Annotated in this window: 16 protein-coding genes and 3 pseudogenes; 10 read left to right on the forward strand and 9 right to left on the reverse strand. The window is 60.6% G+C overall.

Features of this window, described 5'->3' with window-relative positions; translation table 11 throughout:
• The first annotated feature begins 183 nt into the window (after positions 1 to 183).
• Together RCH07_RS00475 and RCH07_RS00480 are read left to right on the forward strand one after the other, a co-directional pair.
• Positions 184 to 978, forward strand: coding sequence for a hypothetical protein (locus RCH07_RS00475; protein WP_326965500.1), 795 nt, complete (start codon positions 184 to 186; stop codon positions 976 to 978).
• 161 nt (positions 979 to 1,139) lie between these two features.
• On the forward strand, positions 1,140 to 2,534 hold the full coding sequence (locus RCH07_RS00480) for an IS1380 family transposase (protein ID WP_326965501.1): 1,395 nt from the start codon (positions 1,140 to 1,142) through the stop codon (positions 2,532 to 2,534).
• Between the two features lie 189 nt (positions 2,535 to 2,723).
• On the opposite strand, the gene RCH07_RS00485 is transcribed toward RCH07_RS00480, so the two are convergent.
• Positions 2,724 to 5,561, reverse strand: a complete 2,838-nt coding sequence (locus tag RCH07_RS00485; RefSeq protein ID WP_326965502.1) for an outer membrane protein assembly factor BamB family protein — start codon at positions 5,559 to 5,561, stop codon at positions 2,724 to 2,726.
• Between the two features lie 199 nt (positions 5,562 to 5,760).
• Positions 5,761 to 7,152: a hypothetical protein gene (locus RCH07_RS00490; RefSeq protein WP_326965503.1), complete on the reverse strand. Its 1,392-nt coding sequence runs from the start codon at positions 7,150 to 7,152 to the stop codon at positions 5,761 to 5,763.
• Between the two features lie 105 nt (positions 7,153 to 7,257).
• On the opposite strand from RCH07_RS00490, the gene RCH07_RS00495 reads away from it, so the two are divergent.
• The gene (locus RCH07_RS00495; protein ID WP_326965504.1) at positions 7,258 to 7,431 is read left to right on the forward strand and encodes a hypothetical protein; all 174 of its coding nucleotides are present in this window, start codon (positions 7,258 to 7,260) and stop codon (positions 7,429 to 7,431) included.
• Between the two features lie 255 nt (positions 7,432 to 7,686).
• On the opposite strand, the gene leuD is transcribed toward RCH07_RS00495, so the two are convergent.
• Together leuD and leuC are read right to left on the reverse strand one after the other, a co-directional pair.
• A complete protein-coding gene (leuD, locus tag RCH07_RS00500; RefSeq protein ID WP_326965505.1) occupies positions 7,687 to 8,289 on the reverse strand; it encodes a 3-isopropylmalate dehydratase small subunit in 603 nt (200 codons plus the stop codon).
• 12 nt (positions 8,290 to 8,301) lie between these two features.
• A complete protein-coding gene (gene leuC, locus RCH07_RS00505) occupies positions 8,302 to 9,756 on the reverse strand; it encodes a 3-isopropylmalate dehydratase large subunit (RefSeq protein ID WP_326965506.1) in 1,455 nt (484 codons plus the stop codon).
• Between the two features lie 124 nt (positions 9,757 to 9,880).
• On the opposite strand from leuC, the gene RCH07_RS00510 reads away from it, so the two are divergent.
• The 3 genes from RCH07_RS00510 to RCH07_RS00520 all read left to right on the forward strand — a co-directional run bounded on the left by RCH07_RS00510 (position 9,881) and on the right by RCH07_RS00520 (position 12,349).
• Positions 9,881 to 10,600 (forward strand): IclR family transcriptional regulator, encoded by a 720-nt coding sequence (locus tag RCH07_RS00510; RefSeq protein ID WP_326965507.1) that lies wholly within the window; start codon positions 9,881 to 9,883, stop codon positions 10,598 to 10,600.
• 113 nt (positions 10,601 to 10,713) lie between these two features.
• Positions 10,714 to 11,733, forward strand: coding sequence for a serine O-acetyltransferase (locus tag RCH07_RS00515; protein WP_326965508.1), 1,020 nt, complete (start codon positions 10,714 to 10,716; stop codon positions 11,731 to 11,733).
• Positions 11,734 to 11,812: 79 nt separating this feature from the next.
• Positions 11,813 to 12,349, forward strand: a complete 537-nt coding sequence (locus RCH07_RS00520; protein WP_326965509.1) for a DUF1697 domain-containing protein — start codon at positions 11,813 to 11,815, stop codon at positions 12,347 to 12,349.
• A gap of 27 nt (positions 12,350 to 12,376) precedes the next feature.
• Here RCH07_RS00520 and RCH07_RS00525 read toward each other — a convergent pair whose 3' ends face one another.
• The 3 genes from RCH07_RS00525 to RCH07_RS19225 form a co-directional block, all read right to left on the reverse strand.
• A complete protein-coding gene (locus tag RCH07_RS00525; RefSeq protein WP_326965510.1) occupies positions 12,377 to 14,563 on the reverse strand; it encodes a VCBS repeat-containing protein in 2,187 nt (728 codons plus the stop codon).
• Positions 14,564 to 15,391: 828 nt separating this feature from the next.
• Positions 15,392 to 15,856, reverse strand: coding sequence for a hypothetical protein (locus RCH07_RS19220; RefSeq protein WP_442784750.1), 465 nt, complete (start codon positions 15,854 to 15,856; stop codon positions 15,392 to 15,394).
• The gene (locus tag RCH07_RS19225) at positions 15,834 to 16,304 is read right to left on the reverse strand and encodes a hypothetical protein (RefSeq protein ID WP_442784751.1); all 471 of its coding nucleotides are present in this window, start codon (positions 16,302 to 16,304) and stop codon (positions 15,834 to 15,836) included. The genes RCH07_RS19220 and RCH07_RS19225 overlap by 23 nt, the downstream gene beginning before the upstream one ends.
• Positions 16,305 to 16,697: 393 nt before the next feature.
• Here RCH07_RS19225 and RCH07_RS00535 point away from each other — a divergent pair.
• The 4 genes and pseudogenes from RCH07_RS00535 to RCH07_RS00550 form a co-directional block, all read left to right on the forward strand.
• A pseudogene (locus tag RCH07_RS00535) lies at positions 16,698 to 16,907 on the forward strand (IclR family transcriptional regulator domain-containing protein); the annotation flags it as partial.
• A 31-nt stretch (positions 16,908 to 16,938) separates the two neighbouring features.
• A pseudogene (locus tag RCH07_RS00540) lies at positions 16,939 to 17,480 on the forward strand (DUF1697 domain-containing protein).
• Positions 17,481 to 17,548: 68 nt separating this feature from the next.
• Positions 17,549 to 19,585: a DUF6270 domain-containing protein gene (locus RCH07_RS00545; RefSeq protein WP_326965511.1), complete on the forward strand. Its 2,037-nt coding sequence runs from the start codon at positions 17,549 to 17,551 to the stop codon at positions 19,583 to 19,585.
• Between the two features lie 38 nt (positions 19,586 to 19,623).
• A complete protein-coding gene (locus RCH07_RS00550; RefSeq protein WP_326965512.1) occupies positions 19,624 to 21,312 on the forward strand; it encodes a heparinase II/III domain-containing protein in 1,689 nt (562 codons plus the stop codon).
• Between the two features lie 261 nt (positions 21,313 to 21,573).
• Here RCH07_RS00550 and RCH07_RS00555 read toward each other — a convergent pair whose 3' ends face one another.
• On the reverse strand, positions 21,574 to 21,984 hold the full coding sequence (locus RCH07_RS00555; RefSeq protein WP_326965513.1) for a transposase: 411 nt from the start codon (positions 21,982 to 21,984) through the stop codon (positions 21,574 to 21,576).
• A gap of 545 nt (positions 21,985 to 22,529) precedes the next feature.
• Positions 22,530 to 22,634 (reverse strand): annotated as a pseudogene (locus tag RCH07_RS19230) (hypothetical protein); the annotation flags it as partial.
• Positions 22,635 to 22,887: the final 253 nt, after the last annotated feature.

Here is a 22,887-nt window from a genome sequence, read left to right on the forward strand (position 1 = left end):
GTGGGCTCTTGACCTGCCTTCTCGCTGCCTGCATCACGGCCGGAACAACAGGAGCCAAGAACCACCACTGGAACGCTTCTGCGATGCCCCCGACCCTGTCACCGGGGAGGAGCAGTGCTGGTGGGGCCCGACTTGGGAGCTGAATGACGCCCCTTATCACTACCTTCCCAGATAACCGGCACCATGACAGTCGGATCCACACTCAGCGCCGTCGCGCCCCCGAATGACCTGCGCTGGACGCTCATCACGTACCAATGGCTGCGCAACGGCACGCCTGTCGCGGGGGCCACCTCTGCCACATACCAGCTCACGGATGCCGACATCGGCATGACGATCGGCCTCACGTCCCACGGCGAGGCAGACTTCTACCAGAATGCCAGCGAAACGTTTATGGCCGAAACTCCGGTCAAGGGATACTCTCTGGCTCCAGGCGCTCCCGTGGTGTCCGGTACGGGCCGGGTCGGGTCGGTCCTAACAGTGGCTCCCGGTACTTGGACAAGGGGCACATCGCACTCCTACCGTTGGCTCCGCAACGGCGACGTTATAGCCGGTACCTCCGCGAGCTCCTACAGGCTCACCGAACCGGACCGCGGCCAGCGGATCGCTGTTCGGGTCACAGGAAGCAAGCCCCTGTTCACCTCGTTGACCAAGACAGTTCTGGGTGCCAGATCCGTTGCCCCGTCGTCCGCCAATGTGCACAACCGGACCCTGCCTGCGCTCACCAGCGCTCCGGTCGTTGGTACGGTCCTCCAAGCCACCCCTGGGACATGGTCGCAGCCGGTCCTTAGCTACCGGTATAAGTGGCTACGCGACCGCTCGATTCCGATTTCCGGCGCCACCGGCTCCAGCTACACGGTGACGGCTGCGGATGCGGCTTTCCGCAGCCTGACCGTAAAGGTCTGCGCCGCGAAACGCGGCTGGACTACCGGAACGGGGCTGTCAGCTCCAGTAGGCAGGATGCTGCCCGCCCGCTGGTGACGCCGTCTGGCCGCTGGGTCTCCAGCCTCGGTCACTCTAGCCTCGGCCTTTCATGAGGGTGCGCCGCCAGCCGCGTGTTTAAACGACGAAAAGTGCTCCTGAGCTGGGAAAATGTTGTTACCACACAGCATTTTTTACACAGTTCAAGGAGCACCTTTCTGGTGAACAATATTACCGGCATGTACCCGTCTGTCCGTGTTGATTCCGCCGGGAACGGCGTGGTGTCCCAGGCAGGTGGCCTGTTGCTGGCCCGGACGGTGCGTGTCTCCGGCCTCGGTGCCGGGCTCTCAAAGGCATTGGAGCCGTGGCGCAAGCCCTTCGCCCGCCATGATCCGGCTAAGATCCTCACCGATATCATGCTCTCGCTCGCGACCGGTGGTGACTGTGTCTCCGATATTGACCGGCTTCGCGCCCAGCCGGAGGTGTATGGACCGGTGGCTTCGGATCCGACGATCAGCCGCTTGATCAAGTCGCTCTCCGCGGCCAAACCAGCGAAGGCTTTGGCGGCAATCAACGCCGCCAGAGCAGCTGCCCGGGCGCATGTCTGGGCTGCTGCCGGAGACGATTCGCCCTTGCATGGCATCAGCGCAGAGAAGCCGCTGGTGATCGATTTGGACGCCACCCTCATCGCCTCCCACTCTGAGAAGGAAGAAGCCAGACCTACGTGGAAGAAAGGCTACGGCTTCCATCCGTTGGCCGCGTTCCTTGACCACGGCGCCGAAGGAACCGGAGAGCCCCTCTCCGTGCTGCTTCGCCCGGGCAACGCCGGATCCAACACCGCCGCCGACCACATCCAGGTCGTCAAAGACGCCCTCAAACAGCTGCCCACCGGTTACCGTTCAGGCCGGAGAATCATGATCCGCACCGACTCCGCCGGCGGCACGCACGGCTTCCTGACCTGGCTCACCGCCGGGCGCCGGAACCTGGGCTACACGGTCGGGTTCCCCATCCACGGCGCCATCGAAGCGGCCCTGCCACGGATCCCGAAGAACGCCTGGACCCGCGCCTACAACAGCGACGGCGCCGAACGTGACGGGGCCTGGGTCGCCGACATCACCGGAATGCTGGATCTCTCCTCCTGGCCGGCAGGGATGCGGGTGATCGTGCGGAAGGAAGAACCACACCCCGGCGCGCAGCTGCGCATCACCGACATCGACGGGATGCGCTACACCGCCTTCGCCACGAACCAGGCCACCGGCCAGCTCGCGGACCTTGAAGTCCGACACCGTCTTCGGGCACGGTGTGAGGACAGGATCCGCAACGCCAAGGACACCGGCCTGGCGAACCTTCCCCTGCACTCCTTCGCGGCGAACACGCTGTGGTGTCACCTGGTCATGCTCGCGGCCGAGCTCATGGCCTGGACCCAGATGCTCGCCTTCGCCGGCACCGCGGCCCGGCGGTGGGAACCGAAGAAACTCCGGACCAGGATCTTTGAAATCGCCGCCAAAATCAGCAGGCATGCCCGCAGGATCACCGTCCATCTTGCCGCCAAAGCACCCGAAACCGGGCTGCTGATCAAAGGACTGAACCGTCTCGCCGCGCTCAGCCCGCCATAACCATCAGGCCAACCAATCAACCCCGGAACAGGGAAGCAAGCCCCGCAGCACGTGACGGACGTGGAACCGTAACCGAACCGCCGCCACCGGTCAGCGGCCAAATTGTCATACCCGCCTGCCAAAATCAGACACGTCAGGCAGCCAGTAAGCCCCGACCCTGCCGGAACCCCGCCTCATGAAAGATCGAGGCTAGCTGCTGGCCAACTTGTGACTCTTTATCGGGAAGGCATAGCTCAGGGCACTCCCCACCGAAGCTGGGGCCACGTCGAAATAGCGGATCTGCCCGGCTCCGTCTATTCCAGCTATCCCGTTGTAGCCTTCTTTGTGTCCGGTAATTGGGCTGAAGGCAGTCATCCACGTGTGGGCGCCAGAACTCAACCGGGTCGGCGACGTGGACACTTTCCCGCCGGCCACCCGGGCATACCGGTAGAGCGACCCGCCCTGATTGGTGATGAGGGCGGCAGCTGTCGACCGCGACGGAACTAGCATGACGAATCCTCGATTTCCCCACCCTGAACCGATCGTGGAGGCTTGACCGAGCAACCCCGTGCTGAGTACTGGCCACGATTGGAGCGCCCCGCTGACTTTGTCCGCTGAGATCACGGTGAGCACCCCTCCCCACATTCCAACGGAGAGCGTCTTGGTGTTCCAAACGCTGTTGCCCACGATTGTCGCTGGCTGAAATCCACCGGTGGCCGTGCCTCGGTGCAACTGCAGAGTGCCGTCAGTGCGGTTGGTTAGCACATCGAATATTCCGTCGCCGTTCCAGTCGACGACGTGGCAGGATCGGACACCGACAGCAAACGCGGAATTTGCGCGAAAGGGTTTTCCGTACTTGCCGGACCCGAGGGAGCGTGCAATGTACAGCCAACCGTCAGGTCCCACCGTGACCAAGTCGGCGGCGGAACGGATGGATGCCTTCCGCGTGGCGTCAATCTCGACGATGTTTGTTCCGGCTTCGGCGAAGTAGAGCCGCCCCCTGCTGCTCACCACCATGCTGGAATAGCTACCCTGCAGAATTTCATGGCGGCTTCTGCTGTAAGGGTCCAAGACAGTCACCGTTCCTCCGCAAAGATGGACTATGCAGTTCGTTCGTGGCATCAGGGAGATACTGCTTGTTCTGTAACCCGGCTTGGCCGTGCGGTCCAGAAGCCTGAAACTGGCGACCAGGCTCCCGCTGGCCTTATTCAGCCGGACCACACCGTTGTTTGTGCTCACGTACAGCACGCCCCGTAACAGAAGCGGACTGTTAATTTCGACTTCCCCCGCCACCGGTCGCGTCCAGACGATCCGGTTCCTCCGTACGTCGAAGGCAAAGACGTGGGCAGGTTTCGTGTCGTCTACGGACCCGTACCCGCCTTTGATGCCGGTCGTACCGTAGACAAAGTCGCCTTCACCGATAAGGCCAAGCACGGACTGTCCGGGAATTGGGCTGGGGACCACAACAATGTCCGCGTCGTTTTCCGGGTTGATAATCGCAAGTGATCCCCCGGTCCGGCCAGCAATTGGCACGGTGCCGGCTATGACCCGACCCCCAGCGGCCGCCCAGGCAACAGGACGGTCCTGGGAGTAGGCGTCGGCTAGTTTAACCAGCCTTCTTACGCTGCGGGTAGTTGGGTTGAAGCGGAACAATCCCCCACCGGTGTAGGACCCGACGAAAATAGAGTTTTCGTCGTATTGGAACATGCCCTCGATCTGCTCGATTCCCGTCTGCGTGCCAGAGCGCCACGCTTCGCGGGTTGTCACATCAACAGATCCAATCCCATCCCCCAGATATCCGCCGAAGTACAACAAGGCGCCGTTCAACGAGGCGAGGAGGGTCTGAACCTTAAAGGCCCCAACAGCGAAGTCCATCAGTACACTACGGATGACCTTCAGTTCCGAAACGGACACTCGGACCCATTCGTAACGGCCATCCTCGCCACAGAGAATGTTGACCATAGTGCCCGCGGCGTCGATCTCGACAAGCATCGATCGCGCCGTGTCGGGAACCAGGCAGATGAATTCGGCGGACAGGGTCCTTGAATCGATCCGCATGAGTTTGTGGAGCCCAACGGTGTTCCACACGGCATAGATATCGTTGCTGCCGGGCAAGGACGCTGTCACTCGGCCGGAAGGCATCCAGGTCCAGGGGACCTGCATCCAGCGCGCAGCGTCAGTGTCATAAGCCCCAAACTTTACGCCGCCGTCGGGACCGTCGTAGTAAACGAAAAGTGTGCCGCGGTGAGCGACGATTCGGCGAACAAATCCCACAGCAGCGGCCGCTGGCAGCGCAATCTCCCGGAGCGACGCAGGATTGTCCGTGTGCCACGTCACGATGCGCGGGTGATCAGTCCCAGTGCCTGCGTAGACATTGTCATTGCTGTCTATGGCCAGACTCCGCACATATTGTGCCCCTTGGTGGAGAGAAGCCGTATGAACGACGGAGCCAGTAGTCGGGTCAAATCTCGTGGCAGTTCCTGTGGGATAGTTTCCGCTCCAGATCCTTCCCTTCGAATCCGTTGCGGGGCTATACGAAGCGTTGGTCGTTCCCGGAGAGGCTGTGTAGCCGGTCGTAACGACACCAGTCAAACTAACTCTCTTGATCTCCGCGGAAGCCCCAAACGCCAGGATTGTGTTCCCGAAGGGCTCATAGACGACGCTCCCTGCCCCGCCACCCAATCCCGGGAAGGGGACCGAGGTCGCGTCCCGCCGCCCCGTCGCCGCATCTAGTACTTGGACCTGATCGGAGAGACCGGCAGAACCCGCGGCGATCTTGAGCACGCCAGATTGTGTTCGGAAGAAAAGTGCGTTGGGATCCGGGAGACTGGCGAAAACGTTGCGGTAGCGCCGGAGCAGCGCCGCGGGCTCAGACCCAACCACAGTGAGGTCGGTCTCGATGTCTTTGAGCAGGTCGAGGGAACTCGCAGGAACTTGGGCCGTCGCCGGAGCCGCGCCCGTGCCCGCGCTGAGAGCAGATCCCGCTCCGAGAGCGACGGCAAAAGAGAGAACGGTCCTACGCCTGACTTCCACTGAGGGTTCCTTCATAGTTGCCTTCTCCCACTGGTTGGACCTACAGCATTCATCCGGCTGCCAGGGGTCCCTCAGGACCCGACAATACTGACACCACCTCAATAGTGTGACACAAGTGTCAAATAGCCGCCGAAGGCAATTATTTCCGTTCAGTCAATTACATCTTGTATCCAGATTCGCTCCGCGCAATCCGACAGGGTGATGCCATTCGCAGCTACCCCCGTGCGTACCACAATAACGCCGCATAGAGGTCGCGGGCTGTGCGATAGTAGGCGCGATGTGAAGGCTCGCGGTCGATCAGCAGGGACACTGCGCGTCGGTTGAAAACTGACGCGAACTCGCCACTCGGCAATCCGGTAATGATCTCCTTGAGGCCGTCGCGAATGGCTGGGAACTGGGTTATGAGCCGGGGGGGCATGCGGAGCTTATTGGCCCTCTCGATGTCCGAACGGCTTGGGCGAACACCCTCCACATTGTTCGCATTGTCCGGGCGCATTCTTTCCGCACCGTCAAATGCTGGGCTCCCTGAGCGCTTGAAAGGCCTTCCGTCCGGAGTTCCACGGAGATCGCTATAGGCTCCCGTGAATCTGTCAGTATCGAAGGGCAACAAGGACAGACCCGGATACATTCTTTCAATAAGGTCCATGCCGATGACGTTGGCTTGACGCATTGTGCCATCCACGCGCAAACCGAGTGATGCGCCGGCCAAGGAGTAGAGCGGATCAAATCGAGCAGCAAACGGTGACAGCGACCTTGAAATCTCACCCACGTAATAACGGTTTCGTCGGTTCATGTAAACAAAATCCAAGCGGGCATCCTCACGCACACCACTAGTCGCAGCTGATTCGATAATTGTGGCAAGGCGAGCCTGCGCCTTATGTGAGAACCCGTCCGAGAGAAGCCGCCGGTCCGCTTCGACTCCGAACGCTAGACGACCGAACATGCGCTCGGCGGCGTCCTGCATACTACCGGTATGAGCTGTCCCTTTGTTATAGAACGAGCGAAACAGCTCACCGTATCCACCGCTGGCTACGGCTGTCGCGGTCGGTGCATTACCTGCGTGGACAACACCAGAAATTATTCCTGACGTGTGTTGGAACGGCCAAAGCAACTGATCATCCAGTGTGACCGGAACGGTCTTTGATTCCAATCCACCATGATTGGTCATTGTTAGACCGAACTCGACGGCGAGATTCTGGGCCACGATTTTGTCGGGCTCGGTTGGCCCTCCCGAGCAATAGAAAGCGAATTCAGCTTCTTTACTGCTTGACAAAATAGAAGCCAAAACCAAACGGGAATCGACGCCACCGGTTAGATGGGCGACTTTTCGACTGTGGTTTGATTCGGCGAAAGCCTTGACGTTTGCTGTAATTTCCCCTTGGGTGGCCTGAAGGGAGTCATCATACGATAATGTTGAATTATAGAAGTCGCGTTTCCGTGGATACTCATGAATTGCAACTCCGGCCGGCGAAACCTCGATATAGGAGAATTGGGAAAGCGCAAAGACATCTTCGTAACTGGAGTCGACCAGTCCGCCGCTTCCCGTAGCCACATAGGCTGCGACATACTCCAAAGATTTTTGCGGTCCCGCACCGATTTGTTCCAAAAAGGAAACTAGGGCCGCCAAGTCGGAGGAGATAGCATACCCCTCCGCACCCTTCCACAAAAATACTAAGCCCCCGCCAAGCGGATCGGGGAGAACGCTCAGGCGTTGCGCCTCGAGTTCGAGAACGTAAAGCGTAAGCGAGCCCCTGATGTCCTGGCCCAGCTCCTCGAGGGTAGTTTTATCGTTCCGCTCTACGACGTCTGCGGCGGCCTCAGCATCATCGATAAGGCGACCTCGCAGTACTCCCGCACCATGTGCCGCCACGACGGCGCGGTGTGAGGTCCCAGGCCCGATTTTGGCGCCTACGAGGTAGCTATTGGGAAAGACCTCGCATCCCTCCGTAATCGCCCGGCGCACCGTCGAGTGGAAAATAACTGGGGCTGACTGCAAGAGCTGTCTCGATTCAGGTTCGGGGCGGGACAATCAAACATAACCCAGTACTGAAGTCGTTTTTGCGACCGCCGACAGAGCTCCGACCCAGAGAAACAGGGCACGGTATCCAGCAGCCCTCGTGCCTCGGCAGGATCCTTCTCCTTAGGACAGCCTGGCCGGCAGGGTCTTTGGCATGAACGCAGGCCGGGTGGCCTCGAAGGCGGTGATTTCTTCCTCGTGCTTGAGGGTCAGGCCGATGTCATCCAGGCCCTCCAGCAGGCGCCAGCGGGTGTAGTCGTCGATCTCGAACGGCGCCACGAGGTTGCCGCACTGGACCGTCTTGGAGACGAGGTCCACCGTGACCGCGGTGCCGGGGGCGTTTTCCAGTTCCTTCCAGATGAGTTCGATGTCATCCTGGGCCAGTTCGGCGGCCAGCAGGCCCTGCTTGCCTGAGTTGCCGCGGAAGATGTCGGCGAAGCGGGAGGACAGCACGGTCTTGAAACCGTAATCCTTGAGGGCCCAGACGGCGTGTTCCCGGGAGGAGCCGGTGCCGAAGTCCGGGCCGGCCACCAGCACGGAGCCGGCGTTGAAGGGTTCCTGGTTCAGGATAAACGCCGGATCCTTGCGCCAGCCCGCGAAGAGCGCGTCCTCGAAACCCGTGCGCGTGATGCGCTTGAGGTAGACGGCCGGGATGATCTGGTCCGTGTCGACGTTGCTCTGGCGCAGCGGGACACCGATGCCGGTGTGGGTGGTGAACTTTTCCATGGCGGGATCCTCTTAGGCGGCGTCGGTGCGGATGGCGGCGGACTCCGGAGCGGGGTCCAGGTCCGAGGGCGAGCTCAGGGTGCCGCGCACCGCCGTCGCCGCGGCCACCACCGGGGAGACCAGGTGGGTGCGGCCGCCCTTGCCCTGGCGGCCCTCGAAGTTGCGGTTGGAGGTGGAGGCGCAGCGCTCCCCCGGTTCCAGCTGGTCCGGGTTCATGCCCAGGCACATGGAGCAGCCGGCAAAACGCCACTCGGCCCCGAAGTCCGTGAAGACCCGGTCCAGCCCCTCGGCCTCGGCCTCAAGGCGGACCCGGGCGGAACCGGGCACCACGAGCATCCGGATGTCAGGGTCCTTGGTCCGGCCCCGGATGATGTCGGCGGCGGCGCGGAGGTCCTCCATCCGGGAGTTGGTGCAGGACCCCAGGAAGACCGTGTCCACCCGGATGTCCTTCATCGGGGTGCCGGCTTCCAGCCCCATGTACTGCAGGGCCCGTTCCGCCGCGGCCTTGGCGTTTTCGTCGCCGAAGTCCCCGGGCGAGGGCACCGTCGCGGAGAGGGACACACCCTGGCCGGGGTTGGTCCCCCACGTCACAAACGGTTCCAGGGTGTCGGCGTCGAGGTCCACCTCGACGTCGAACGCCGCGTCGTCGTCGGTGCGCAGCGTGGTCCAGTATTCGACGGCGGCGTCCCAGTCCGCACCCTGCGGCGCGTGCGGGCGGCCGAACATGTAGTCGTACGTGGTCTGGTCCGGGGCGACGAGTCCGGCGCGGGCGCCGGCTTCGATGGACATGTTGCAGATGGTCATCCGGGCTTCCATGGACAGCGCCCGGATCGCGGAGCCGCGGTATTCGAGCACGAAGCCCTGGCCTCCGCCGGTGCCGATCTTAGCGATGACGGCCAGGATGATGTCCTTGGCGGACACACCGGGCCGCAGGGTGCCCTCGACGTTGATGGCCATGGTCTTGAACGGCTTCAGCGACAGCGTCTGGGTGGCCATGACGTGCTCCACCTCGGAGGTGCCGATGCCCATCGCGAGTGCGCCGAAGGCTCCGTGCGTGGAGGTATGCGAGTCGCCGCAGACCACGGTCATGCCGGGCTGGGTGAGACCGAGCTGCGGGCCCACCACGTGCACAATTCCCTGTTCGGCATCACCGAGGGAGTGCAGCCGGACGCCGAATTCCTGGCAGTTGTTGCGCAGGGTCTGGATCTGGGTGCGGCTGGTCAGATCCGCGATTGGCTTGTCGATGTCCAGCGTGGGAGTGTTGTGGTCCTCGGTGGCGATGGTGAGGTCCGGCCGGCGCAGCCTGCGGCCCGCGAGGCGCAGGCCTTCAAACGCCTGCGGGGACGTCACCTCATGCACCAGGTGGAGGTCGATGAAGAGCATGTCCGGTTGGGCGTTGGCTCCTTCGCCGTCGCCCTTGCGCACCACGTGTGCGTCCCAGACTTTCTCGGCCAGTGTCTGTGCCACGGCCTTCTCCCTTCACTGCGGTGTTGATTCCTGCCGGCTGGTTATCTCCACTGAATCAGCACTCCCGCGTAATGCGCCAGCGAGTGGACTTGCATCTCAGATAATGAGACGGCAATATCATTACATGGACAGTTCTAGTGGAGTCGGCGTCATCGATAAAGCGGCCCATGTGCTTGACGCACTTGAGGCCGGCCCTACCACCCTGGCGCAGCTTGTTGCGGCCACGGGACTGGCGCGGCCCACCGTGCACCGGCTGGCGCTGGCGCTGGTCCATCACCGGCTGGTCAGCCGCGACATCCAGGGCCGCTTTGTGCTCGGCAGCCGTCTTGTGGAGCTGGCCTCCGCCGCCGGCGAGGACCGCCTGATTGCCTCGGCGGGGCCCGTCCTTGTCCAGCTGCGCGACGCCACCGGCGAGAGCGCCCAGATTTTCCGCCGGCAGGGTGAGTGGCGCGTCTGCGTCGCCTCCGCCGAACGGCCCATTGGCCTCCGCGACACCATTCCCGTGGGTACCCAGCTGTCCATGAAGGCCGGATCCGCCGCTCAGGTGCTGCTCGCCTGGGAGGACCATGACCGTCTGCTGGAAGGCCTGCACGCCGCCCGCTTCACGCCCACCGTGCTGGCCGGAGTACGACGCCGGGGCTGGGGACAGAGCCTCGGCGAACGCGAGCCCGGGGTCGCCTCCGTGTCGGCCCCCGTCCGCGGTCCGTCCGGCCGGGTGATCGCCGCGGTGTCCATCTCCGGCCCGATCGAACGCCTGACCCGCCAGCCCGGCCGGCTGCACGCCGAAGTGGTCTGCAACGCGGCCCGTGTCCTGACTGAGGCGCTGCGCAAGACCAGCGACTGACCTGCCGCCCCATCCTGACGGCCTGTGTCCCGCTGGTCCTCCCGACGCATCGGAACCTCCGGAGTGCAGTGATAGTGTTCTCACTTTGCAAGCGGCGCCTTTTGGAAGTGGATATGGCTACAACAGACAAGCTCGGCCAGCCTGGGGTGGAGATCGTCAATTCGTATGAATTGCGGGTCACGGTGGCGTCCGGCCCTTTTTACACGGCGCTACACTTGCTTAACGGCCGTGAGACCGTGGAAAAGACGCCATATAGCCGTGGCAAGACGTTCAGTTTCTTCATTCGTGAACCGGGAAACTATCGAGTCAAGACTTTCACCCGCGTGCCGGGAGCCGAAGTGAGTACTTCCGTCACGGACTCGGTGCGTGTCGACGGTCTGCGCGACATTGGTGTACCGAAGGACCCGTGGCCAATCGTGCTGGCGGGAATCAATCGCACCACTGCGGCCGCACTGCACACGGTGAATGACCGTCGGGAAATTGCAGGAATCCTGGATCCGACGGGGCAGCTTGTGGGCAGTAAATTCTTCGGAGCGCCCGTCATCGGGTGGGACGATGTTGCCCCAGGCTGCGCTCTCTGGGTGCCCAAAGGCCTAACAATCGACGCCGGAGCCGCTGAATTTGAGGCTTTCGAACTCGAAACGGGGGCGCGGGATGTGCTTTCTGCGGAGCTCTTCAGAATGGGCGTCATGGACGTCTACAGGAAATCCTGCATGTTGTACGAATTGGATCTCACCAGGGGCGCCACCTATCTTCAGAACTTCATCTTTCACCACTTCAGCTGCCGTCTCCCCTACAAAGTTCAGCTGGGGGAAGGAACACGACTTGGGTACAACGGCCTTGGCACAGTGTTTCACCCTGAATCGATAGTGGGCAGAAATTGCCTGATCTCCCAAAACGTCACGCTGGGGTCCCGCGGCAAGACCGACGACATGCCGAACTTGGGCGATAACGTCTACGTTGGTCCCGGTGCCAAATGTCTGGGTGGAAAGATCGGCAGCAACGTGGTCGTGGGTGCCAACGCTGTCGTCCTTAACTCGGTTCCGGACAATTGCGTGGTAGCTGGGGTGCCCGCGAAGATTATCTCAAGGGATATGGGCAGCTACGCGAGTTACACCGGGGAGCCCGTCTGAAACACCAACGAATCGGGCGGGTCATTAGAAATCCGGAGCCAGGTTGTCCAGTTGAAGATTCAGCCGCAAGAATTGACACATGAAGAGCTATGCAGTGTTCCTGCGCGGGGTTAACGTCGGCGGCATCACCATCAAGATGGCCGAACTGAAGGAAGCCCTGAAGTCCCGGCCGTTTTCGGGAGTCAAGACGCTCCTGGCCAGCGGAAACGTCGTGCTCTCGAGCGGGCTGCCCGCTGCTGGCGTCGAGAAGGAATTCGAGTCGTGCCTCCGGGAGGCCTTCGGTTATGAGGCCTGGGTCGTGGTTCTGGCGGCGGAGCGGGTGGGCGAACTGGTAGCGGCCTGTCCCTATTCCCCGGACGACACCTCCACCCACACCTACATCACACTCGGCTCGGATTCCGATGTGCTAGCCGAGCTATACGATGCCGGCAGCGCCATGGAAGGGGCTGGGCTGATCAGACTGGGGTCCGAGGCTCTGACATGGATTGCTCCCGCCGGCGGCACACTGGACAGTCCCTTCAGCAAGCTGTCCTCGAAGCCCAGATACAAGGCCTACACCACCACCCGCAATCTGCGTACCATGGTCAAGGTCCGCGACGCCGCGGCGACACTGTAGGTCGACCCAAACCGTTGTCCCGGCTCACTACCCGCTGGCGAACCTGTTTGACTTCATCATAAAGGCGTAGCTGATGGGTTTTCCCACCGCGCTGGACGCGACGTCGGTATATCTGACCGCGCCCACGGAATCGATTCCCGCAATGCCGTTATAGCCTGCTTTGTGCCCCACTACGGGAGAGAATGCAGTCATTCCCGAGTAACCACCAACGCTCAAACGTACGGGCGCCGTCGAAATCTTTCCTCCCGCCCCCTTCGCATACCGGTAGAGGGAACCATTGTCATTGACTATCAGGGCGGATGCCAACGTCCTTGACGGCACAAGCATCACCATTTGCTTACCTCTCCACCCTGAGCCGATTGTCGCCGGCTGACCGACTGCCCCCGATGCTAGGACTGGCCACGCAAGCAGTTGCCCGCTGCTGTTGTCCGCTGAGACGATGGTTAGTTCCGCCCCCCAAATGCCTACCGCCAGCTGTCGGTTTTGCCAGCCGCTCGACGCTAACCTGACGGGGGCGGCGAAGCCACCTTCAACTAGGCCTCGGTGAAGTTGAAGCGTCCCGTCACCTTTACTGGTCAGCACATCAAGAACGCCGTCTCCGTTCCAGTCCACCACATGACAGGAGCGGACAAGGGAACCGAATCCTGAGGCGGCACGGAAAGGCTGTGCATATTTCCCGTTCCCGAGTGACCGCGCAACATACAGCCAGCCGTCGGCTCCAACAGTGACGAGATCGGCGGTGGAACGGACGGTTGCCCTCTGAACTGCATCAATCTCGACGACGTTAGTGCCGTCCTCCGCGAAATAGAGCCTGCCCTCACCGGTCGCAACCATATCCGAGTAGTTGCCCCGGAGTATTTCCTTTCGGGTCCGCGACTCCATGTCCAGAACGGTTGCCGTCCCACCGCTGAGGTGCACGATGGAGTTGTGTTGCGGAAGATACGTGATCTCACTCGTCTTGTATCCAGGGTCGGAGCTCCGGTTGAGGAGTTTGAAAGTGAAGACCAGACTTCCGCTCGCCTTGTTGAGCCTAATGACGCCGTTGTTGGTGCTCACGTACAATATGCCGCGAACCAGGAGGGGGCTGTTTATCTCAGTTTCCCCCGGCAGGGGTTGCTTCCAGACCAGCCGATTCTCCCTGACATTCCAAGCAAACACGTGTGCTGGTTTGGTGTCGTCCACTGAACCATAACCGCCCTTGATCCCGGTGGTTCCGTAGACGATGTCGCCCTCCCCGGCAAGGCCGAGGACGGATTGACCCGGAATGGGACCGCTGATCACTTTGATATCTGCATTGTTCAGGGGATTGATTATTTCCAGAGCGCCCGTGTTATGTCCGTACTCGGCGACGGTGCCCGCGACCACTCTGCCTCCGGCTTGGGTCCAGGCAAACGGACGAGACTGCAGATACCCATCGCGGAGTTCGATGAGTTTTGTGACGCTCTTGGTCTGCGGATTGAACCGGAACAGGCGGCCCGCCGTATAAGACCCCACGTAAATAGTGGATTCGTCGTACTGGTACATCCCCTCGATCTGAGCGATTCCGGTGTCAGTAGCGGACCGCCAGGTTTCCCGAGTGACCAGATCCACTGATCCGATCCCGTCGCCCATGTAGCCGCCAAGATACATAGTGGTTCCGGACGCGGTCGCGGTTAGAGCCTGCACTCGAAGCGGGGTGTCGGCCAGACCAAAGTTGACCGACTGGATGATCTTCTTCTCCGCAACTGGGATCCGGACGTATTGATGAAGCTGTCCCATTCCGCACAGGACGTTTATTTGTAATTCTCCATTCGAGGTTTCGATGTTCAGGGCATGCGGTGCGCCTGGAACGGTGCATACCACCTCGGCCACCAGGGTTTTCGAGTCGATTCGTATCAATTCGAAGACGCCGGCTGTGTTCCGGATGGCATAGATATCGCCTCCATTGGGCAACGCCGCGGATGCGCGCATAGAGGGAGACCAAGTCCACGGCAAGGTCTTCCATGTCTCGGCTTCCAGGTCGTATACCCTGAACACTTCATTGCTTCCTTCAGCTTCGTAGTACACGAAGAGAAGGCCTGAGTGGGCTGCCATGGCATATACAAACCCCTCCGCAGCAGCACCTGGCAGCGCGATCTCCCGCATCTCCGTGGGGCTGTTCGTGTGCCACGTCACGATCCGGGGGTTCAGCACGCCGGACCCGGCGTAGACGTTGTCTTGGGCATCAATGGCCAAGCATCGAACATACTGTGCCCCAGGATGCACCTGAGGCGAATGGAGAGTCTGATTCGTGGATGGGTCGAACCGCGTTGCGCATCCCAAGGGGTAATTCCCGCTCCAGATCCTGCCCTTCGAATCGACTGCCGGAATAAAAGCAACACTGGTTGCACCCGGCGCGCCCTTGTAAGCGTCGACTACGGGCCCCGCAAGGCTCACACGCTTAGCCATAGCCGACGGGCCATAGGCAACCACTGCGTCTGAAGACGGCTCATAAACAACCCTGCCAGCACCCCCTCCTGCTCCTGGGAACGGCGTTACGGACAGCTCAAGTTGCCCGGTGGCGGCATCGATTACTTGAACCTGTCCGGAAAGGCCCCGGCAGGCGGCCACGAGTTTGAGGGCGCCAGCTTTGTTTCGGAAAAAATGCGCGGTGGGATTGGGGCTGCTTCTGAAGACGTTTGGATACCGGCGCAAAACCGCAGAAGGCTCAGTTCCGACAATGGATAGGGGAACTTCGGTGCCGCCTATCGCGTCCAGGGAGTTCGTCGGAACGTTCGCGAAGGCGGTGTTGTTTCCGACATATAGTGCCGCGCCTGCCCCCACGCCGACGGCCAGTGATAGAAAGCTGCGTCGCCCTACTTCTCTTACTGGATACATCTCGGCTAGCCGTCCTCGTCAAGGAACTACCGGTTGTTTCCTAATGAAGCTAGCGAGAGGAGCTTGCAAAAACCTTTAGAAATTAATCAGCTGTCCCATCGCTGACATAGATGCAGGGATGCATGGCTGCATGGCCGACGAACTCGGGGACCTGCAGCATCCGCGCCGGACGAAGTGGCATCCGGGCTACTGGGCGCCGGCAGCTTTCAGCGCGGTATTGAACGACGCCAGCCGGCTGACCTCGAGCTCCACAGGCTCCACCACCAGCTTTTCCGCCACGGCAGCGACGGCAGCCTTGAGCCGTTTACGAGCCGCTGCGCCACGCGCCCGGGCCGCGGCGCCCGCGATGAACTTCGCGAGGATGGCCAGGACTATTCCGAGCAGCGTCCCGCCGGCGATCATCACGGTCGGCACCGGCCAGCCCTGCACCAGGGGAACCTCCGGCACGGGGAGCTGCAAATAACCCAGCGCGGCAAGCACCCCGAGCCAGGCGAAGCCGCCAAGGGCGGTCAGCAACGCCAGCCACTGCAGGATGTTGAACGGCGTCCACCACCAGGCTGTAATCCCGGCCTTCAGCTCCGTGGACGCGATGGCTTGGTCCAGCGCATTGGGAAGCTGCTCCTTTCCCTCACGCGCGGCTCCACGGATCACGGCCCCGCCAGGGGCCGGGGGCGCCGTCGGATGCTGCATCGGCGAATTCCCGGACGGCGGCGTCTGTGCGGGCCCGTTCCGGGCCGCCGGCCGGCGGCAGAGAGGTGCGGTACAGCTCCGGGTTGGCGCCCTCCCGGCGCAGGTTCAGCCGCCGCAGCGGATCGGGCCTGAAGCGGACCAGCCAGCGGGTGACGGGCCAGCCCGTGCGGCGGGCCGACTCCAGCTGGCAGGACCGGACGACGGCGTCCACGACGAGCGGGACGTTCGCCGCGACGGCCAGTTCCTCCGCCAGCCGGGACTTCGACGCCGCTTTGACCCCGACCGCCTCGCCCGTTCCAGATGCTTCGGCCAGCCGGGCGGAGGCCCGGGTGACGTCGGCGCCGAGACGCTGGGTCTGGGCCTGCCGCTGCGTGGCCACCTGGCGGATGGCGGCCCGGACTTTGTCCACGCCGGTTCCCACGACGGCGGAGGCGCCAAGGACCTGAACTCCTCGTCGCTGACCGCGTTGAACGGGGACGACTTTCCGCTGCCGGCGGCCCCGAAGAATCCGACGACGGTGTGGTCCGCCGAGAGGGAGCGCCGGGAACCCGCCCGGTCCAGAACCTGAAGCACGCCGTCCAGGACGTCGTCAGGGAGCGCCCCGGCGGCCAGTTTGCGTGCCACGTTCAGGGCGCCGAGCCTGCTGGCGAGCGCCGCTGGGGTGACCCCGCTGGAGATCTCGAGCCGGTCCAGGAAACGCTGCCATTCGTCCTGGAGCAGCTTCTGGCAACGGGTGTGAAGATCCTCGCGGGCAGTTTTGGCGAGCCGGCGCACGGCGCCCTCGCCGATCACCGCTTCCAGCCGGGGCCGGGGCCAAAGCCTCGGCGAACGCGAGCCGGGTGTTGCCTCCGTTTCGGCCCCCGTGCGCGGCCCGTCCGGCCGAGTGAACGCCGCCGTGTCCATCTCCGGCCCGGTTGAACGCCTGACCCGCCAGCCAGGCCGGCTGCTCGCAGAAGTGGTCTGCAACGCCGCTCGCGTGCTGACCGAGGCTCTGCGCAAGACCAACGACTGACGCATAGGCTGTCCGCAGGAACAGCTATGCGGTGTTCCTGCGCGGGTCAATGTCGGCGGCATCACGATCGAAATAGCCGAACTGAAGGAAGCCCTGAAGTCCCGTCCGTTTTCGGCGGAGAAGACGCTGCTGGCCAGCGGAAATGTCGTGCTCGCAACTGAGCGGGCCGCCGTCGACGTCAAGAAGGAATTCGAGGTCAGCCTCCGGGAAACCTTCGGCTACGACGCCTGGGTGGTGGTTCTGGCCGCGGAGCGGGTGACCGAACTGGTCGCGGCCTGCCCCTACCCCGCGGACGACTCATCCGCCCACACGTACCTCACCCTCGGCTCGGACGCCGAGGTCTTTGCTGAACTGCAAGAAGCCGGCACCGACCCGGACGAGACTGAGCTAACACGGCTGGGGCCCGAAGCCCGGGCGTGACTGGCGCCCGCCGGCGGCACCCTGGACAGTCCGTTCAGCAAGCTGTCCTCGAAGCCGAAGTACAAAGCCTCCACCACGACCCGCAACTTGCGCACCATGACCAAGGTCCGCGTCGCCGCCGCCGACCTCAAGCGGATTGACGCTTCAGTTTAGGGAACGCCGCCCGTTGACCTAAAGTCGACAGGTAAGAGGTTGACCAAAGCACTACGAAGGGACATGGTTTGGAGGCTACCAACTATCCTGCCTGGAAGCAGCCGGTTCACAATTGGGAAAGTGTCGGAACGTTCAGTGAACAGAGCGGGTGGGAAGACGGCATCCATGTTGTCGAGCTTTCCAACGGGAACCATCTGGACGTCTTGATGCAATCCGATCCGCTGAGCCGCGGTGAAAGAGATTGCGTTGCCGTGTTCTTCTCGGGGGCACTGACGAACCGCGCAGGAAAGCTTGGGCCGTACTTTTCGGGCGCCCGAGTGGCACAGGCCCTGGGAATTCCGTTCATCGCCTTCTCAGACCCTGCCCTAAACCTCAATGGGGACTTGCCCCTGGGGTGGTACGCGGGAAGTCAAAAAGATCAACTACAGAATTCAATTACCGAGATTTTGAAGCGTTTCACCGAAAAGAGCGGTCGGCAACTTCTTCTCATTGGTGGATCCGGCGGAGGTTTCGCATCGTTGATGTTTGCCCACAAGGTCGGCGCACAAGCCTCGGCATTTGTTTGGAATCCGCAAACGTCCATCCTCGAATATGAGCCGACTGCCGTGATGAAGTATCTGGACACGGCAATACCCGATCATGCGATACGTGACTCACGTGCTCTCTGGAAGGAAGAGGCTAATGCTGCTCTGGAAGAGTCTTCCATTGAACAAAAGCTTCAATTGTCAAACGCTGGTCGAGTATTTTATCTACAGAATTCCACGGACTGGCACGTCACCAAACATCTTCTACCTTATATGTCTGAAAATGAATATAGTCATAAGGGAAATGGGTTTTACTCCAACGAAAAGAATCATGCAGTAGTCATATCTGAATACGGCAACGGACATGCCGCACCGCCCGTCGACGTAATTCATGCTGTAATCCAAAGAATGCTGGCGCCCCACCGCAGCACTCGGTCCATATACAATGAACTCATCAACCAAGGGAAACTTCCAAAGAATTACCACCTTCTCCCCCGCGACATGCGCCAAGAGTGGGCAAACTCTGCGAAGCCAATGTTCGGCATAAAGGTTGTGGAGTCAACCGGAAAGCTTAACTTGTCCGTTGATTGGAACCACTACAAACCAGGGACTGGCGGAGTAACAGCAATACTTCGCACTTACGGCACATCCATGCGCCTGCAGCAGTCGGGACCGCTCCGCGATCCCCACCTGAGTCTCTCGCAAGGGGAAGCGATTAGGGCAGAGGTGGAGTTCGCGGACGGCTTTGGCAATCAGCTAGGAATCGTGACTGTGCCCATTATGCGCAAACGCGAATCAGAATCGGATGCGCCTGAGTTAGCTGCAAGGCCGACAGGAGCCACCGCGGATGACACTGTTGCGAGCGGCGACAACAACAGGTCGGTTCAGATTTTCATTTACGGCAGCTGTGTCTCCCGAGATGCTTTCGAAATGCCAGGGGCACCCAGTCTTGTTGAGTATCGGGCCAGAAGCGGTCTTGGTAGTGCATTCAGTGCAACCACTGGACTCATGACTAAAATTGACTTAGAAATGAACTCCAGTGCCTTCCAGCGCCGAATGGTGGCGAGCGATCTGGCTAAGGATCTCAGCGAATTGCTAATCGCGTCTCATTTTGATTACCTCCTTGTCGATTTCATTGACGAAAGGCTTCAACTCATTCGCTCGCCTCAAGGTTACGACACCTTTTCACCTGAGTTGAGTCGCGCTGGCTTCGATTCACATATCCATGAGCTTGTGCCAATTGGCTCCGAAGAGTACTTTTCTGCATTTGAATCTGGATGGAACAAGCTAATCACGATAGTTCCCGCCGATAAAATCGTTCTAAATAAGGCTTTCTGGGCAACTTCAGACGAGTCGGATCAGGACATCGGCGATTTGGCACTGGCCGTAAAAAACAACGCAATTCTGAGCAGGTTATATGCTCACGTATTGACAGATCCGACTGTTCACTACATCGACTATGACGAAGATGATATTCGAGCAAAATCAGGACATAAATGGGGGCTTTCGCCATTTCACTATGTGGACAGCTTCTATCATAAGACCTTAGGTGCCCTAAACTCCCTCCCTAAGAATACATGAATTCGCTTGGGTCCGCCAAAGAACCCTCAATATTCCCAGTGAAAGCACTCATTATGTCAGAGAATTTAATTACGCCGGGGCCTCATGGTCAGCGGCCAGCCCGGCACGCTAACACCGACATAGCCCAAGCCCTACAGAACGGATTTTTTAAGCTCTATAGATACGACCCTGTCCCATATGCCTTCCCCATCGACTGGGATGCCAATCCATTTGACAATACGTGGAAATGGGCACTGAACAGCTTTCAATTTCTTTATGACGCAGTACATGTAGGAGAGCTTAGGAAAGACTCATCTCTCCAGACACTGAGCGTCAAACTGTTGCAGGATTGGTGGCGAGTCGAGACAGAGAGCGGGCACAGTTCCTACAACTGGAAAGGGCATACCACGGCTCTTCGAGCCCAGGTGATCTCCTATCTCCACCCACTTTGCTCCGAGGATTGGTACGTCGCCATGATGGTTCGACACGGCGAGGAACTAGCACGTGCCGACGTCTATGAGGCGGTCCACAACCACGGGCTAGACCAAGACCTTGGCCTGCTGGCCATAGGCGGAGCCCTCGGGGCGGACGAATGGATCGAACTGGCCAAAGTCCGTTCCGGACAGAGTGCCGCAGCGATGGTAGACAGACAAGGTGTCTCCAGCGAACAAGCTGTGGGCTACACCTACTATGTGTACGCCCTGCTGGGGAAGATCGCCGACGCCTTGGTGCTTTGTGGACACTCGGTTCCGACTTCCATTCTCAATCGAAAGGCGGTTCCGACTTTTCTCGCACACGCAACTCAACCCAACGGCGAATACGTTGTGTTGGGGGACACTCCCATTTGCAAAGCCTACGATCTGGTGGACACCGATGCTGAATACCCCGCCACACAGGGACAAAGGGGCTCGGTCCCTCAGGACGACGTTCGGATGTTTGACAATGGTTGGATCTTTGGTAGAAGTGGCTGGGGAACACAGAGAGATTTTGAGAATGAGAGTTTCTATTCTCTTAGGTTCGGACCGGGAGCTTCTGTACACGGTCATGCCGACGGAACCTCGTTGACCTTTTTCTCGCAACGTCAACCACTAGTCACTGAGGCGGGGTTCGGTGGGTACGGTGATCTCGAGTTCTATCACTATGAAAGATCGGCCTTGGCCCACAACACAGTGGTGGTCGAGGGCTACGGTCCATATCTAACCAACCGGCCAACACTTCTGACATCTAACACGACAGCACCTAAATGGGCCAGGCACCAACTTGTCGGCTGGCCGTATGTCGGTATAAAGAGGGAACGCACTGTCGTTTTCCTTAAGGAGCTGAAAGCTCTAGTTGTTCGTGACCGTATTTGGGCAGCGAACGTCACGCAGTTTTGCCAGCGATGGCACCTCTCGCCGGATATGGAGATAGTGGAGGAGACTCCCCAAATGCTGGCGGCTAGACTCAATAACGTAACCCTTAGCATTACTCAGTTGCTGCCTGTTGATTCTATTCAAACTCAGCGAGGTCAGAAAAATCCATTGTCCGGATGGGTTGCAACGGCTCAGGGCACACGAAAGCCCACGTCGGTCGCTAATTTCGTTTCACATGGTCAAGGCACGGACTTCGTCACGCTCATCACTGCGAACACAAGTGTCGACGTTAGGCCCACCGATCATGGCGCGGGTTGGCGCTTGACCGTCAGCGAAACTTCCAAGTATCTGATTTCCCTCGACGAGATATCCGGGCTCCAAGTGGTCTCTGCATAAGGGTGATGTGGGGGCTCTTGGTGGCTGGTTTCTTTGAGATTGGATTCACGGATGCCATGGAGTTCTACGGGCACGTCCCAACGGACTAGTCGATTTAGAGTTAGCGTTGTCGCGATAGCCACGCGAGCTGCGCTTGATTTGCTTGATGACGGTGTTGTTGGCGCGCCGACGCTCGTGGTGAACTCCCGCTCGTCAGGTTCGTGGGAAAAAGGATTGCCGGCTCTTCAAGGTTCCCGGGGAATGGTCTGCTGAGATAATTGCTCATCCTGCCATCCGGGCTGCACTTCTCAAGAGGATGCGCGATTTGTACTTGTCCGGGTTCCAGTAGCCCCGTGTGGTTCGTTTGATGTGCTTGATTGCAGTCTTGTTGGCCTCTGCCCTGGCCGTTGTGGCGCCGGTGACGATGAGGACTTCGATCTCGGCCCACCAGCGGCACACGGTCCGGTAGTGCGTGTTTGTTTCTGGCAGCGCAGCCCGTTCCACGACGTAGCCCAGAGCGGTCTTCGCCGCGGCGGCGTCTTCGAGGGAGCCGGTGCGATGCAGAGTCCGGAGTTGTTCCTTGACCTGCCAGGCGGCCTTGAGTTTGTCGCTCGGGTCGTCGGTGTCGAAGACGCCGGCCAGGCGGTGCTGCCCGCGTTCTGAGAGGTTTTCATCGGCTTTCAGCAGCAGCATCCGTCAGCCGCATCCGCAGCGCTTTCTTGAACGCCGCGGAGGGATCGATCGCGACGACCTGGACCCCGAATCACCATTGCAGCGGACGGGCGAAGAGCCAGTCGGCGACGCCCTTTTGATCGCGTCCGTCCACGATGCCCAGCACTTGGCCGGTGTACAGGTCCACGATGGTTGTCATCCAGGGCTCGTACCGGGTCCAGGCCTTCGTGCCGGGGTCCTGGAAGAACCGCACGGACCGGTAGCGGTGTTCTCATCGATACCCAGCATGCGCGGCGCAGCAGGTCCACGTCCGGCAGGCGGAGGGCGGCGTCACCGATGGCCTGCTGGACCAGCCACCACGAGATCCCGAACGCCAAGGCGGTCTCGGACACGGCTCGTCCTGAGTCGACCCCCTCCAGTACCGTCTCCCGCAGCCGCCGTGTCGACCGTGGCCGCCGCGGCACCAGCGGCGTCGCCTTGCAGAACGATTTCCGCTCGCACAGGTACTCGTCACAGAACAAGCGCCGTTTGTCCCAGAGCAGCACCACCGCGCCGGCGACCGGAATGTCACGCAGGCGCTGGCATCGGCGTTCCTTTACTCTGGAGGCGATCACCCCGCAGCCCGGGCACCCCGGCGGGAAGAACCACGAGCCCTCTGCTATCTGCAACACGAACCTATTTCCCCGGGAACCATGAAGAGCCGCTAAAACACGGAATCAATTGGCCACGAACCACGACGATTTCCAAACGGGCATTCGAGGTAAATCCTGACTAGCCACCTTCACATCGTCCGTGGGAATTGCAACTAAGCTATCGGCGATCTCCAGGAGCTGGCTGCGTCTCGGGCCGGGTTCGCGGGCCCGTTCCAGTATAGACTCCGTATTGATTCCCCAGCAACCACGAAGAGACAATCATGCTCTCTTA

This window comes from Arthrobacter sp. CG_A4 (assembly GCF_035985125.1).
GTDB lineage: Bacteria > Actinomycetota > Actinomycetes > Actinomycetales > Micrococcaceae > Arthrobacter.

Excerpts from the sequence above, each read along its gene's own strand:
- RCH07_RS00555 (WP_326965513.1), bottom strand. The coding sequence starts at position 21,984 with ATGCTGCTGCTGAAAGCCGATGAAAACCTCTCAGAACGCGGGCAGCAC.
- RCH07_RS00510 (WP_326965507.1), top strand. The coding sequence starts at position 9,881 with ATGGACAGTTCTAGTGGAGTCGGCGTCATCGATAAAGCGGCCCATGTG.
- RCH07_RS00475 (WP_326965500.1), top strand. The coding sequence starts at position 184 with ATGACAGTCGGATCCACACTCAGCGCCGTCGCGCCCCCGAATGACCTG.
- leuD (WP_326965505.1), bottom strand. The coding sequence starts at position 8,289 with ATGGAAAAGTTCACCACCCACACCGGCATCGGTGTCCCGCTGCGCCAG.
- RCH07_RS00515 (WP_326965508.1), top strand. The coding sequence starts at position 10,714 with ATGGCTACAACAGACAAGCTCGGCCAGCCTGGGGTGGAGATCGTCAAT.
- RCH07_RS00520 (WP_326965509.1), top strand. The coding sequence starts at position 11,813 with ATGAAGAGCTATGCAGTGTTCCTGCGCGGGGTTAACGTCGGCGGCATC.
- RCH07_RS00485 (WP_326965502.1), bottom strand. The coding sequence starts at position 5,561 with ATGAAGGAACCCTCAGTGGAAGTCAGGCGTAGGACCGTTCTCTCTTTT.